Source organism: Mycolicibacterium sphagni (genome assembly GCF_002250655.1).
GTDB classification, from domain to species: Bacteria; Actinomycetota; Actinomycetes; order Mycobacteriales; family Mycobacteriaceae; genus Mycobacterium; species Mycobacterium sphagni.
The window spans coordinates 1-13,966 of the sequence record NZ_NOZR01000009.1 but is presented as its reverse complement, the minus strand read 5'-3'; the positions used below and the strand labels follow the sequence as shown (position 1 = coordinate 13,966).

General features: G+C 65.6%; 15 protein-coding genes. 11 read left to right on the top strand and 4 right to left on the bottom strand.

Annotated features, from left to right (window positions below):
* Positions 1–3 precede the first annotated feature (3 nt).
* From CG716_RS12380 to CG716_RS12360, 5 genes are all read left to right on the top strand, one after another.
* Positions 4–1,098 (top strand): patatin-like phospholipase family protein, encoded by a 1,095-nt coding sequence (locus tag CG716_RS12380; protein ID WP_094479905.1) that lies wholly within the window; start codon positions 4–6, stop codon positions 1,096–1,098.
* Positions 1,099–1,137: 39 nt separating this feature from the next.
* Positions 1,138–2,139, top strand: coding sequence for an alpha/beta fold hydrolase (locus CG716_RS12375; RefSeq protein WP_094479903.1), 1,002 nt, complete (start codon positions 1,138–1,140; stop codon positions 2,137–2,139).
* Between the two features lie 210 nt (positions 2,140–2,349).
* Positions 2,350–2,652: a co-chaperone GroES gene (gene groES / locus CG716_RS12370; protein WP_036346100.1), complete on the top strand. Its 303-nt coding sequence runs from the start codon at positions 2,350–2,352 to the stop codon at positions 2,650–2,652.
* A gap of 85 nt (positions 2,653–2,737) precedes the next feature.
* Positions 2,738–4,363: a chaperonin GroEL gene (gene groL, locus CG716_RS12365; RefSeq protein WP_094479901.1), complete on the top strand. Its 1,626-nt coding sequence runs from the start codon at positions 2,738–2,740 to the stop codon at positions 4,361–4,363.
* A 192-nt stretch (positions 4,364–4,555) separates the two neighbouring features.
* Positions 4,556–5,023, top strand: coding sequence for a cupin domain-containing protein (locus tag CG716_RS12360; RefSeq protein ID WP_094479899.1), 468 nt, complete (start codon positions 4,556–4,558; stop codon positions 5,021–5,023).
* 137 nt (positions 5,024–5,160) lie between these two features.
* On the opposite strand, the gene CG716_RS29880 is transcribed toward CG716_RS12360, so the two are convergent.
* The gene (locus CG716_RS29880; RefSeq protein WP_133066929.1) at positions 5,161–5,511 is read right to left on the bottom strand and encodes a hypothetical protein; all 351 of its coding nucleotides are present in this window, start codon (positions 5,509–5,511) and stop codon (positions 5,161–5,163) included.
* A gap of 278 nt (positions 5,512–5,789) precedes the next feature.
* Between CG716_RS29880 and CG716_RS12355 the strand changes: the two genes are divergently transcribed.
* Positions 5,790–6,242, top strand: coding sequence for a hypothetical protein (locus CG716_RS12355; RefSeq protein WP_133066928.1), 453 nt, complete (start codon positions 5,790–5,792; stop codon positions 6,240–6,242).
* A gap of 29 nt (positions 6,243–6,271) precedes the next feature.
* Here the strand turns inward: CG716_RS12355 and CG716_RS12350 are convergent, their stop codons facing one another.
* Positions 6,272–6,733: an OsmC family protein gene (locus CG716_RS12350; RefSeq protein ID WP_094480226.1), complete on the bottom strand. Its 462-nt coding sequence runs from the start codon at positions 6,731–6,733 to the stop codon at positions 6,272–6,274.
* Positions 6,734–6,900: 167 nt separating this feature from the next.
* On the opposite strand from CG716_RS12350, the gene CG716_RS12345 reads away from it, so the two are divergent.
* Positions 6,901–8,136, top strand: a complete 1,236-nt coding sequence (locus CG716_RS12345) for an HNH endonuclease signature motif containing protein (protein ID WP_094479895.1) — start codon at positions 6,901–6,903, stop codon at positions 8,134–8,136.
* Between the two features lie 8 nt (positions 8,137–8,144).
* Here the strand turns inward: CG716_RS12345 and CG716_RS12340 are convergent, their stop codons facing one another.
* Together CG716_RS12340 and CG716_RS12335 are read right to left on the bottom strand one after the other, a co-directional pair.
* Complete coding sequence (locus CG716_RS12340) at positions 8,145–8,639, bottom strand: hypothetical protein (RefSeq protein WP_234817825.1); 495 nt, start codon at positions 8,637–8,639, stop codon at positions 8,145–8,147.
* Between the two features lie 54 nt (positions 8,640–8,693).
* A complete protein-coding gene (locus tag CG716_RS12335; protein ID WP_094479893.1) occupies positions 8,694–9,578 on the bottom strand; it encodes an IclR family transcriptional regulator in 885 nt (294 codons plus the stop codon).
* A gap of 64 nt (positions 9,579–9,642) precedes the next feature.
* Here CG716_RS12335 and CG716_RS12330 point away from each other — a divergent pair, with 64 nt between their 5' ends.
* Genes CG716_RS12330 through CG716_RS12315 form a run of 4 tightly spaced genes read left to right on the top strand, consistent with a single transcriptional unit; the run spans position 9,643 to position 13,892 of the window.
* Positions 9,643–10,581 carry an SDR family NAD(P)-dependent oxidoreductase gene (locus tag CG716_RS12330; RefSeq protein ID WP_094479891.1) on the top strand — a complete coding sequence of 313 codons (939 nt, stop codon included), beginning with the start codon at positions 9,643–9,645 and terminating at the stop codon, positions 10,579–10,581.
* A complete protein-coding gene (locus tag CG716_RS12325) occupies positions 10,578–11,381 on the top strand; it encodes an acetoacetate decarboxylase family protein (RefSeq protein ID WP_094479889.1) in 804 nt (267 codons plus the stop codon). Before CG716_RS12330 ends, CG716_RS12325 begins: the two co-directional genes overlap by 4 nt.
* Before the next feature lie 3 nt (positions 11,382–11,384).
* Positions 11,385–12,599, top strand: coding sequence for an amidohydrolase family protein (locus CG716_RS12320; protein ID WP_094479887.1), 1,215 nt, complete (start codon positions 11,385–11,387; stop codon positions 12,597–12,599).
* A gap of 15 nt (positions 12,600–12,614) precedes the next feature.
* Complete coding sequence (locus tag CG716_RS12315; protein WP_207760660.1) at positions 12,615–13,892, top strand: amidohydrolase family protein; 1,278 nt, start codon at positions 12,615–12,617, stop codon at positions 13,890–13,892.
* The last annotated feature ends 74 nt before the right edge of the window (positions 13,893–13,966 follow it).

Genomic DNA, 13,966 nt, shown 5'->3' with positions numbered 1-13,966 from the left:
GACGTGGAGCTATCCAGGCGTAGCGCACTGGGGCTCGGGGTCACGGCCGGATTGACCTCTGCGGTGGCCGGATTGCCGGGGAGCCCGATAGCCCGGGCTGACTCATGTTCGCAGGGCGAGGCATCGGCGGCGTCGATCTCGGCGAAACTGTTCGACAGCGACGGCCTCGCGCGACCGGTACCGGATGCGCCGACACCGTCAAATCTCGCGGCCGGTCTCGACCGCACGCTGGTCCTCGGTGGTGGCGGCGAGTACTACGTGGCCTGGTATTGCGGTTTCTTCCACGGCTTGCTCGAGGATGGCGTCGACCCGGCCGGTCGGGCCGATATGGTCGTCGGCACCTCGGCCGGTGCATACATCGGCTCGTCGATGACGTCGGGCCACTTCCAGCACCTGCGCGACGAGTTCGACTTCTTCGGCCAATTCCCGGCGCGCTTCGCCCAACTCGCACCGGTATCGAGCGCCAACGCCAGCCAGCAGCGTGCCCGTGAGATCAACTTCTCGGTCAAGAGCGGCGACGCCGAGACCATCCGCCTGATCGGGCACGCCGCGCTGGCCGCCGACAACTCGGTCAACGGCGACGTGGTGGAGCGGCTGGCCTGGATGCTGACCGATGACAGCCAGACCGGCTGGCCGCCGGCCAAGATGTTCACCACGGCCAACGACTGCTACACGGGGCAGCGACTGGTGGTCGGTCAGGATGTGGCACAGCGCAACGGAATTGCGCTCGCGCACGCGACGGCTGCAAGTTCATCGCTGCCCGGGGTGATGGGCCCGACTTTGGTGGGACAGCGGTTCTGCATGGACGGCGGGATTTCCAAGACCTGGGCGCACACCGATGTGGTGGCCGGTTCGAAGCGGGCATTGGTGATCACGTTGACCAACGGCTACGAAGGCAGCCTGCTCAGCGGCATCCCGCACAACATCTACACCGAGATCGACGGGCTCAAGGCCGTCGGGACCACGCCGATGCTGATCATCGCGGGCACGCCGCCCGGGGTGAATCTGCTGGACCCCAACCAGATCGCCCCGGCGATGCAGGCCGGGTATGACCGGGCGAAGGTCGAGGCGCCCAAGATCCGCGAGTTCTACGCGTAATCGTCACGTCGGCGTCGCGCACCGGCGAAACTTCCTCCCGTGCACTACGACATTCGGCTGCGTCCGGCGCAGCCGCCCACCCCGGCTCCGGACGCCTTCGCCATCCACCGTCGCGAGGTGCCTGCCAGTCCCGGTCGGGACGGCCTGACGCTGGCCTTCGTCCACGAGAGGCCCAAAAGCGGTGGCGGGTATCCCCTACTTCTCTTACACGGCTACCCGGAGACCAAACGGATCTGGTGGCGCAACATCGCCGCACTTGTCGCGGCCGGCTACGAGGTGATCGCCCCGGACCTGCGGGGGCACGGCGATTCCGACCTGTCGGACGACGACGTCTACGACATCGCCGCCTACAGCCGAGACGTCTACCTCCTGGCCCACGATGTCCTCGGCCACGAGCACTGCGGTGTCGTCGGCGGCGACGTCGGAGGGGCGGTCGCGGTGGACTTGCTGCACCGCTATCCCGGCTTCGTCGACAAGCTGGTGTTCTTCGACACCGTGCCGCCCCTGGTCTTCGACGACTACGTGGCCGCGGGCATCGACCCGGCCGCCATCCTCAGCGACGGCCCGACCGGGGACTATCGGCGCCGGCAGGGCGAAACCCCGGACGAGCTGGCCGCCGAGCTCGACACCGCCGACAAGCGGCGGCGCTACATCGCAGAGATGTACGGCCACCGGCTGTGGGCTTCCCCGGGCACGTTCGACAAGGCCGCCGTCGACTTCATGACTGAGCCCTTCGGCACCGAAGAGCGGCTGCGGGCCGGCTGGGCCGTATACCAACTGGCCTACGGCAGGCCGTTCAGCGAGCCGCCGATCATGGACCGCAAGGTCGACGTGCCGACACTCATCCTCTACGGAATGGACGACCACGTCGTCGGCCCGGAGTTCGTCCACCTGTGCGAGGTGGCATTCACCGACCGGACCGGACCCGTCGTGCTGCCGGGCGCCGGGCACTTTCTGCAGTGGGAACGGGCCGACCTTTTCAATGCCCTGGTCATCGCGTTCTTCGGGGACGTGCGGGTGGTTCACGAGCGGCCCGCCTGACCTGCGGCGTCCGCTCTCGGCGAATACGCAGCAGCCCACCCTTGAGTGCTAGCACTCGCATGTATAGAGTGCTAGGTGGCTTACGGACAACCCCAGCGCCGGCACCCGCGACGACGACGCGAGGGCATGGACGTATGCCGAACACCTGGTAATTCCGACTGGTCCGGGCGCACAAGCCCCGGCCCGCAAGTTAACTAAGTGGAGGATTCCATCGTGGCCGTGAACATCAAGCCACTCGAGGACAAGATCCTCGTACAGGCCAATGAGGCCGAGACGACCACCGCGTCGGGTCTGGTCATCCCGGATACCGCCAAGGAGAAGCCGCAGGAAGGCACCGTCGTCGCAGTTGGCCCCGGCCGCTGGGACGAGGATGGCGAGAAGCGGATTCCCCTGGATGTCGCCGAGGGCGACACCGTCATCTACAGCAAGTACGGCGGCACCGAGATCAAGTACAACGGCGAGGAGTACTTGATCCTGTCGGCCCGCGACGTGCTGGCGGTCGTCAACAAGTAGCAATCGTGAACCGCCCCGGAGATCCCCGTATGCGTACGGGTGGTTTCCGGGGCGGATCGCGCTGAAGCCAAGTCAGGACTGACATATGAGCAAGCAGATTGAGTTCAACGAGACTGCGCGCCGGGCCATGGAGGTCGGCGTCGACAAGCTCGCCGATGCCGTGAAGGTGACGCTGGGCCCGCGTGGCCGCCACGTGGTGCTGGCCAAGGCGTTCGGTGGCCCGACGGTCACCAACGACGGCGTGACCATCGCCCGCGAGATCGAGCTGGAGGATCCCTTCGAGAACCTGGGCGCACAGCTGGTGAAGTCGGTGGCCACCAAGACCAACGACGTCGCCGGCGACGGCACCACCACGGCCACCGTGCTGGCGCAGGCCATCATCAAGAACGGCCTGCGCAATGTGGCCGCAGGCGCCAACCCGATCGCGCTCGGTTCGGGCATCGGCCGTGCGGCCGACGCCGTGTCCGAAGCGCTACTGGCAGGGGCCACTCCGGTCTCGGACAAGGTCGCCATCGGCCAGGTCGCCACCGTCTCCTCGCGTGACGAGGAAGTCGGCGAGCTGGTCGGCGAGGCCATGACCAAGGTCGGCACCGATGGTGTGGTCAGCGTCGAGGAGTCCTCGACCATGAACACCGAGCTGGAAGTCACCGACGGCGTCGGTTTCGACAAGGGCTTCATCTCGGCCTACTTCGTCACCGATTTCGATTCGCAGGAAGCCGTCCTCGAGGACGCGCTGGTGCTGCTGCACCGCGACAAGATCAGCTCGCTACCCGACCTGCTGCCGCTCCTGGAGAAGGTGGCCCAGGCCGGTAAGCCGCTGCTGATCGTCGCCGAAGACGTCGAGGGTGAGGCGCTGTCGACGCTGGTCGTCAACGCGATCCGCAAGACGCTCAAGGCCGTTGCGGTCAAGGCGCCGTTCTTCGGTGACCGCCGCAAGGCGTTCCTCGATGACCTGGCGGTCGTCACCGGCGGACAGGTGGTCAACCCCGACGTCGGCTTGCTGTTGCGTGACGTCGGCCTCGAGGTGCTGGGCACCGCGCGTCGCGTGGTGGTCAGCAAGGACGACACCGTCCTGGTTGACGGCGGTGGCACCGCTGAGGCGATCGCCGATCGGGTCAAGCAGCTCAAGAGCGAAATCGAGGCGAGCGACTCCGACTGGGACCGCGAGAAGCTGCAGGAGCGTCTGGCCAAGCTGGCCGGCGGTGTTGCGGTGATCAAGGTCGGTGCGGCCACCGAGACCGCGCTCAAGGAGCGCAAGCACCGGGTCGAGGACGCCGTGTCGGCGGCCAAGGCCGCGGTCGAGGAGGGCATCGTCGCCGGTGGCGGTAGCGCCCTGGTGCAGGCCGGTAAGGCGCTCGACGCGCTGCGCGCGTCGGTATCCGGTGACGAGGCGCTCGGCGTCGAGGTGTTCGCCTCGTCGCTGTCCGCCCCGCTGTTCTGGATCGCCGCCAATGCCGGTCTGGATGGGGCCGTCGTGGTCAACAAGGTCAGCGAGCTCCCTGCTGGGCATGGCTTCAACGCCGCGACGCTGACCTACGGCGACCTGATCGCCGACGGTGTGATCGATCCGGTGAAGGTGACCCGCTCCGCGGTGCTCAATGCCGCATCGGTGGCACGCATGGTGCTCACCACCGAGACCGCGATTGTCGAGAAGCCGGTCGACGCTGTCGACGACGGCCACGGGCATGGTCATCACGGGCACGCGCACTAAGTAGTTCCGTCGAATCACCCCCGGTCCTGTTGGGCCGGGGGTGTTTTCGTTTCTGACCATCCGTGGCGACTCGGATAAATCGGGCGTGGCACGGCGCCGGCGTGCATACTTTCGACCAGCGGACGCAGAAGGCGCCCACTCAACCACGCGGGCAACGTAGTTTTTGCCGTCGACAAGGAATTTGGACGACCCATGAGCATGGCGTACCTGGCACAACCTAACCAACAGCAGCAATTGGAGTGGCTCGATGGTGGCACGCTGGCGATCCTGCTGGACGGCAAGGCCACCGATGGCCAGTTGATGGTTGGACGATTCGATGTCAGCGAGGGTGAGGCGCCTCCGTATCACAAGCACACGCGTGAGGACGAGGTCTTCATGCTGATCAAGGGGACCGCATTGCTCTGGTACGACGATCAGGAGATGGAACTCTCGGAGGGCGGGATTGTCTTCTTGCCCAAAAATATTCCGCACGCATACCGCATTACTTCCAAGAAGGCGGACCTGCTGATGATCAACACCCCAGCGGGAATCGAAGGAATGTTCCGCTACGCCGGCCGAGACAAGGCAACGCCGCGCCCGGAGGGTTTTGAGATCTCACCCGCACGGATGGCTGAAGGGGCCGACAAGTTCGGGCAGGTCATCCTGGGCCCCCCGCGCTGACGGTCCTTCGCGCGAGCATCCTGTGGTTGCACCCCAACACAAGCCCGAGACCCACGGGCGCGCGAACTGGGTAACTCGGTACGAAATCACCCCCGGTCCTGTTGGGCCGGGGGTGTTTTCGTTGGACGTGCCGATGCTTACAAGCAGCGGAACGGATGCAGGATGTCGCGGATCGGCCCACCGCAGGGGTTCCAGCCCGGTGGGGGACCCCAACCGGAAGGATTGTTCCAGTCGGGCGGTGCTTCCCAGCCCTGCGGCGGAATCCAGCCCGCCGCCGGATAACCGTTGTTCCAGCCGGCCCACTCAGGGTGGTACCAGTCGGCGGGGCCGCGCCAGCCGGGAGGAGGAGGCGGCGGGCCGTATGGGCCGTATGCGGGCACTGGCGCGAAGCCGGGTGCGGCGCTGGCGACTCCGGTGCCAACCCCTATGGCGCCAGCGACGAGAGCACCGGTGATCCCCACTCCAGCAACGATCTTCGTTAGCTTCATTTCGATCAACCCTTCCATCCGACGCCACGAGGGCCGCGGTTGCAGGTTTTGCTCCACTGACGGTCCGACGCCGGTTACGTTCCCCGGAGGTGGCATCTGCTAGTTAAACTAACTAGGCGAGCTAAGAATGAGCTATGTCCGCGCTCGCAGTTTGGTGTCCGAACCCTGTTAGTCCATGAGTGTTTTCGCTTCGCCTGCGGGTTGCCTGTGCGAGCCTGCTCAGGGGCTTCGGTGCGGGTAACGTCCTGTTGGGGTAGCAGTGGGACTCGGGGGTCGCCATGCATGTCTCGGCCTTTGTGCCAGTCGTGAGAGCGATTGACAGTAGCTCAGGCGTAAATGCCATTGGACTTCCGATGTCGACGTTCTCTGTCAACGAGTTTCCGATCGGGGTTCAGATTCCGATTGTTCTGTCGGTGTGGGCCGAAAGCGGCTCAGATCATGACCCGCACTTGTACGCAGTCGCCCACGATCCGGACGGAGCGCGGCGCGGTACCGTCGAGATCTTCTGGCATTGGCCGGACGTCGAGGGCCAGCCGTGCAAAGTCGGGGTCCGGGTGCTGCATTTAGCCTTCATCGCTACGAAGCCGGGCACGTATCGAGTGCGCCTCTACGACGATTTCAATTCCACTGAGACCGACCATTCATTTCCGTTGATTGTGACGCCGCAGGCACCCGGCAAAGTCGGCCTCAAGAGTTCAAACATCCTGATAAGGAAGTGTATTCGTCGTTAGCCGTCTCGATATCGAAGTCGATGGTGTTTTCACGCCAGCGTCGTGGCGACGTCGACCTCGGATGTCAGGGTCTGATGGACAGGACATCGCTCGGCGATCGCGAGAAGTCGCTGACGTTGAGTGTCGTCGAGATCGCCGACCAAGGTGATGGTTCGATCGATGTGACTGATCCAGCCCTTGGTGGTTTCACAGTGGGCGCAGTCTTCAGCGTGAATGCGCTTGTGCCGCAACGACACCTCGACGCGCTCAAGTGGCCAGCCCTTAAGGTTGGCGTACATCCGCACCGTCATCGATGTGCACGCCCCGAGGCCGGCCAGCAGCAGGTCGTAGGGCGTCGGCCCGGCGTCCTGACCGATCGGCTGCGGTTCGTCCGCGAATAGCTGATGCCTACCCGCCGTGATCCTTTGGGTGTAGGTTCCCGCGCCCGTCTCGACGACGGTCACGGTGCCCTCTGAGGACGCCGCGTCGCCACTGGTATTGGATTCCGTCATGATTGCCATCCAATCACCCCTGATACGGCGGTTGTCGACAAAGTCGGTCGTTGACATCCCACTCGGTGGTTAGTCGGATCGTGTCCGACGAGCAATCCGGTTGTGCTGCTTGGCAGATGACGTCCCGGCGGTCGTTTTTTGTCGGACCTGGCTGCGATGATGGTGTCATGTCCTCGACCGCTGAGCTGATGCCTGTTGAGCGTCTCGAGCGGGTGTTTGAGGAGTTGGCGGAGTTGGCCGGTGCGCGTAATGCGATTGATGGTCGGATCGTGGACCTGGTGGCTGAGTTGGATCACGGCAATCTGTGTGGAATGACAGGGGCGCGGTCGGTGGCCGCGGTGGTGGCCTGGAAACTGGGTACCACCACAGCGAATGCTCAATCGATCGCGGCGGTGGCGCATCGTATTGACGAGTTTCCGCGTTGTGTGGCGGCGTTGCGTGAGGGGCGGTTGTCGGTGGATCAGGTCGGGGTGATCGCCGCCCGGGCCGCCGATGGTTCTGATGAGCATTACGCACAGTTGGCGTCGGTGGCGACGGTTAGTCAGTTGCGGACCGCGGTGAAGTTGGAGCCGCGGCCGCCCAAACCTGATCCCCAACCCGACCCGCCGCGCTCGATCCACAAGACCTTGGGTGAGGAGTCGACGAGTTGGCGGATCACCTTGCCCCACGACGAGGCTGCCACCTTCGATGCGGCCCTGCAGTCGCTCCGGGATGCGTTGGTCGCCGACTTTCACGACGATCACGGCGACGGGGAGACCATGGGTGCTCAGGCGCCGCCGTTCCCCACCATCGTGGATGCGTTCATGAGCTTGGTCGAAGCCGGCTGGGATAGCGAGGTGGCGCGCCGCCCGCACGCACAGCGCACCACCGTGGTCGTGCACGTCGATGTCGAACAGCGCATGGCCGCCCTGCATGTGGGGCCGCTGCTCTCCGATGGCGACCGCCACTACCTGACCTGTGATGCCACCTGTGAGGTGTGGTTCGAACGCGACGGCCAACCGATCGGCGCCGGGCGCACGACTCGCACCATCAGCCGGCGGCTGCGCCGCGCCCTCGAGCACCGCGACAGCATGTGTGCGGTCCCGGGCTGTGGTGCCACCCGCGGCCTGCACGCCCACCACATCATCCATTGGGAAGACGGCGGCCCCACCGAACTGTCCAACCTGGTGCTGCTGTGCCCGTATCACCACCGGGCCCATCACCGCGGTGACATCACCATCACCGGCCCCGCCGACCACCTCACCATCCTCGACAGTGACGGCGACCCCCTCACCCCAGGATCACTGGCCCGGCCACCCAACCACCCACCACCAGATGTTCCACCATGGCCGGGACCCACCGGCGAACGCGCCCAATGGAAGTGGTACCACCCCTATGAACCCAAACCACCACCAGACAACTAGGTCGGCTCTTACGGAGCGGTCGGCTGAATTGATACCAGTCGAAAGGTGCCCGGCTCGGTGTCGTCAGGCGTGAACCGGACTAACAGGACATTCGGCGGGAACTGGGTGGCGAGGTCGTTGAGGGTCCTGGGCATGAATGCGCGAGCCTTGGCGTTGCCGTACCAATTGGGATCGAACTGATCGACATTGAGATTTCCCGTGCTGTCGATGGTGGCGTCCCAATGCTGAACGGGTTCAGGCGGATGATCCCCGAATCCCGTGGACTTCAGGTACGCATCCCCTTGTCCCGCAAGGGTAATCGCCGTTCCGCCGCCGACAGGCTTGCCGGTGATCGTCCCGTTGATGGCGTCAGCTGTCACTGACGAAAGGCGCGCGGTGCACACGTTGTCCGCGACGCTGGGCGGCACGCAGAAATCGGGCAGCGGATCAGCATTGGCCGGTGCGACGTTCAGGACGACGGGCAGCGTCAAGCCGGCGATGACGGCCAACACGCGCTTGGACACCGGGACATTCCTCCTTCGCTCGCTGAAATGTATTCGGTCTCAAGCACACAGGAGTTACACGTCGTCGTTTAATGTGGCACTCAACCGGCTTGTCAGCTCAGCAAGCTGGCTACCCATGCGGGTCACCGCGGCACCGCTCATTGGTTCTGCGCTGGGCACCAGGCTGAGCATCAGCGCGATGCGGGAATCCGGCCCGAGGATCGGGGAGTCGATGTGGCTCACCGTGTAGGTGGCGTCCGGCGCGAGGCTGACCGGGAACCACTCCTCCTGGTGGATGAGTTCGTCGGTCAAGGCCTGCGCCAGTTGGCTCAGCCGGGTTGAGCGCACCTCGGCGCTGCGGACCACCAGCGCCAGCTCCTGGAGCCGCAGATCGGGCAGGATGTGCAGGCCGACCGCGTAGCCACGCTCATTGGCGTTGGCGATCGCCTGGCGGTAGCGATCACGCACGTCGTCGGGCAGGGTGGCCAGCCAGCGCTCCCGAACGCCCGGCTCTCGCCACGCGACGGTCGACGCCCCATACGGCGGACGGTGCGGAATCTGGGTACCGATTGGCATCGGGTGGCCGCCGCCGTGGCTGCTGCGGATCTGATCGACGACGGTCGAATGGTCCTCGTCCACCAAGAAGGCGACGCAATGAGCGCCCGTCGCCGCCGACAGTTCGGCCATCGCGGAGCGCGCCAACACCAGTGCCGGATAGCGGCCGGCCGCTTCGCGCCCGAGACGCACCAGCGCCGGGCCCAGGTGATACGTCTTGCGCACCGGGTCACGCAGCAGCCAGCCGGCCCGCAACAGCTCCGACAGCATCGAGTGGCAACTTGCCTTGTGGACGCTCAAATGACGCGACACCTCGGCCAATGTCATCCCCCGGCTCCCGTCGCCGGCCAGCTGTTCGAACAGGTCCACGACCCGCTCGGTCTGCGGGGAGGGACGGGGAGCCATGGGTGGATGGTCGCATAGTGCGACTCCTTGCGGTGTTATACGCGACCATGTGACGATGGCCACAATGAGGGACCTACGAGGCAAAGTGGCCGTCGTGACCGGGGGCGCCGGCGGCATCGGCCGAGCCATGGGCAGGCGATTCGGCCAGGAGGGCATGAAGGTCGTGCTGGCCGACGTCCTCGCCGAACCGCTCGACGAGGCAACGAGGGTTCTCACCGACGAAGGCATCGAGGCCCTCGGCGTGGTCACCGATGTCACCGACTACTCCTCGGTCGAGTCGCTGGCCAAACAGGTGGTGGCCCATTTCGGCGCCGTGCATGTGGTCTGCAACAACGCAGGCACCGGCGGGGTCTCCGAGGGCTACATGTGGGAGCACGATCTCGCCGACTGGCGCTGGGGAATCGACGTCAACGTGCTTGGCGTCATCCACGGCATCAAGGCCTTCGTGCCCATCCTGCTCGAGCAGGGTGACGGGCACGTGGTCAATACCTGTTCGGGTAACGGCGGATTCGCGCCGCTCGCCAGGGGCGCGATGGGCGGACCTGCCACGGCCGTCTACCCGATGACCAAGGCCGCGGTGCTCTGCCTGACCGAAAGCCTGTACACGCATCTGGAGATGACCGGCACGGGGGTACGTGCCCACGTGCTGTTCCCCGGCGGCTTCCTGAACACCGGCATCTGGGAGTCGTGGCGGCACCGGCCGCAGCAGTACGCCGCCACCCAGGAGCGCCGAACTCCCGCCCAGACACTGGACAAGGTTTTGGACCGCTTCGAATCTGCCGGTGTCCACGTCGAATTCACGCCTCTCGAGACGGTCGCCGACCAGGTCCTCGAGGGAATCCGGGCGGACAGCTTCTGGATGATGGGCCTGCCGGCGCCGTCCGACCAGGTGGTGAGCGCCAAGGCGGCGTCGATCCTGGCTCGCGGCGCACCGGACTACCTGGTCGACGTCCTCGGCAAGCACGCCGAGAGCAGCTCCGAGACCGAAGGAGGAAAACCTTGAGCACCAAAGTCATTCGCTATGGGCCCCGCCCACCACAAGCCCGCGTCGATCACGAGATCGACGCCACCAAGGCGCCCATCGCCACCGAGGCCGTCACTGTCACCTACCTGACCGATCCCGAGATCGTCGCCGCGGTCCTCCCGAAACCCCTCGAACCGGCGGCCGAACCCCTGGTGCGCATCCAGCTTCAGCGGGTCCAGATCGAGGGCAGACCGCCGTTCGGGTCGGCGGTGTTCTCGGTGACGGCCCGGCACGGCGACGTCCAGGGCGACTATCCGCTGTTCATGCCCCAGTCCACCGAGCAGTCCGTCACGGGTGGACGCGAAACCTTCGGCGAACCCAAGAAACTGGCCGACATCTCCGTTGAACGCGACGGGAAGAGTGTCACCGCCAGCGTCACCCGACTGGGGTATCGCCTCATCACCGTCACCGGAAGGATCAGCGGCCCGGCGGAGCTGCCGCCCGACCAGGTCAACACCGAGTTCTACTTCAAGTTCCTGCGCGCCCCCGACGGGGACGGCATCACCGACCCCCACCTGGTCTACGGCGAATACCACCGGCACTACGAGCTGCTGGAGACCATCGACGGCACCATCGAGTTGGGGGAGTCGCCGCTGGATCCGGTGGCCGACATCGCAATCCGTGCGATCAGGTCGATCACGTGGTGTCGTCGCCGGACCGTCCAGGTCGGGCGGATCGCACAACAGGTACCGCAGGAATGGCTTTTGCCGTACGTGCACCAGCGCTACGACGACGTGGCCCTGCTCGCCGCCCCGAAGCCCGAGCCGACGCGGGTATAGCCCATGGACCGCTACACCGTCATCTCGGCTGACTGCCATGCCGGCGCTGACCTACTCGACTACCGCGATTATCTCGACTCGGTATTCAGGGACGAATTCGACAGCTGGGCAAAGGCATACGTCAACCCGTTCGCCGACCTCGCCGACGCCGACGCCGAGCGCAATTGGGACAGTGAGCGCCGCAATGCCGATTTGGACAAAGAGGGCATCGCAGGGGAGGTGATCTACCCCAACACCATCCCGCCGTTCTTTCCATCATCGAGCCTGGCGGCCACCCCACCGGAGACCGCCCGTGAATTGGAACTGCGCTGCGCCGGCCTGCGTGCACACAACCGCTGGCTGGCCGACTTCTGTTCCCTGTCGCCCGAGCGGCGCGCCGGGGTGGGCCAGGTCATGCTCCAAGACCTCGACGAAGCGATCGCGGAGGTGAAGCAGATCGCCAAACTCGGTCTGCGCGGTGGTGTTCTGCTGCCCGGAATCCCGCCGGGGTCGGTCATCCCGCAGCTCTACGCCGAACATTGGGAACCGCTCTGGACCGCATGCGCCGAGTCGGGCGTCGTGATCAACCACCACGGCGGCAACGCCGGACCGAGCCCGCTCGACGGATGGGGCAGCTCGTTCGCGATCTGGGTGTACGAGACGCACTGGTTCGCTCACCGTGCGCTCTGGCACCTGATCTTCAGCGGCGTCATGGATCGCCATCCCGAGCTCACCGTGGTCTTCACCGAGCAGGGCGCCGGGTGGATACCGGCAACGCTGGACTCACTCGACGTCGCGGCAGACCGCTATTCACGAGAAGGCTCGGCGATCGCCCGCTTCGCCGGCCCCACCGCCGGCTCGCTGTCGCTGAAGCCCAGCGAGTTCTGGGCCCGCCAGTGCTACGTGGGCGCCAGCTTCATGCGGCCCGTCGAGTGCGCCGAACGCCACGACATCGGCGTCGACCGCATCATGTGGGGCAGTGACTACCCGCACCTTGAAGGGACCGGTGAGTTCACCCGAGAAGCGTTGCGCTACACATTCTCTGACGTCCCGGCCGAGGAGGTGGCGGCCATGCTCGGTGGCAACGCGGCGGCCGTCTACGGCTTCGACCTGGCCGCGCTCAAACCCCTCACCGACCGAATCGGCCCGACCGTAGCCGACGTCGCCGAGCCGCTGGTCGCGGTACCTGCAGGTGCGAGCAGCACCGTCTTCGAGCCCGACCCCATCCGAACCTGGTAGCGAAAGGACAGCACCATGGCGACCCTGGACCCGTACGTCATCATCTCGGCCGACACCCACGCCGAGCTCCCTACCGAGCAGTACCGCGAGTACGTCGACCCCGAATATCGCGAAGACTTCGAGGCCTACCTCGCCGAGAAAGTCGCGGCATCACAGGCCGGCGGGTTCATCGACGAGGAGTTTGCCGAACAGTGGTTCGACGAACACGGCGAAGGCATCGCCGGCGGATGGGATGTCGCACAACGGGATAAGGAACTCGACGGCGACGGCGTGGCCGGTGAGGTCATCTTCCCCGACGCCGATGCCGTGACCGGTGTTGCCGGGGCTCCTTTCGGGGCCGGCCTGGGACAGTCGGGCAACCTTGATCCGGGCCGTGCGATGGCCGGGGCACGCGCCCACAACCGGTGGCTGGCCGAGCTGTGCAGTCACAGCCCGGAGCGGCGGGCCGGGGTCGCGGTGATTCCGATCCTCGCCGACGTCGATGCGGCTGTCGCCGAGATCAAACGTGCAGCCGATTCCGGCCTGCGTGGTGGGATCCTGATCCCGGTGCTGTGGGGTGATTACCCGCCCTACCACGATCGTCGCTACGACAAGGTCTGGGCGGTGTGCCAAGACCTGCAGATGCCGGTGCACACCCACGTCGGTCCGGCGCCCAGTGAGGACTACGGGCAGCACCTCGGCATCTACACCACCGAGGTGCGGTGGTGGGGAGCAAGGCCCCTGTGGTTCGCCTTGTGGGCCGGAGTTTTCGAACGCTTCCCCACACTGCGCTGGGGCGCCACCGAGTGCGGTGCGTTCTGGGCCAACGATCTGCTGTGGCTGATGGACACCCGCTTCCTGCGTGAGCACTCGGCGAAGAAGATGAGCCGGTTGCTCGAAGGCGACCTGACGATGCCGCCCTCGGAGTACTTCGACCGCAACTGCTTCATCGGGGCGACCACCACCGAGCGCAGGGAACTGGCCCGGCGTTACGAGATCGGTGTCTCGAACATGCTGTGGGGCAACGACTATCCCCACCCGGAAGGGACGTGGCCGAACACGCGCAAATGGCTGCGTCACGCATTCTGGGACATCCCGATCGACGAAACACGGCAGATGCTGGGGCTGGCCGCCGCGGAAATCTACAACTTCGACCTGAAGGCTCTCGCACCGCTGGTCGACCGGATCGGCCCGACACCCGCCGACCTCGGCCAGGACGATGCGCTGAGCATCCCCAAATGGGCGGCGGCGCGCGAAGCCGGCCGGCACTGGCTGACGGAGGCAGAGCCCATTCCGGATCTGGTGGAGAACTGACTAGGTTCAACCGGTCGAAGCAACACCCTGAAATTTTGGAGGGTGTTCGATGGTTCGTCGGCAGCAAGCAGCAG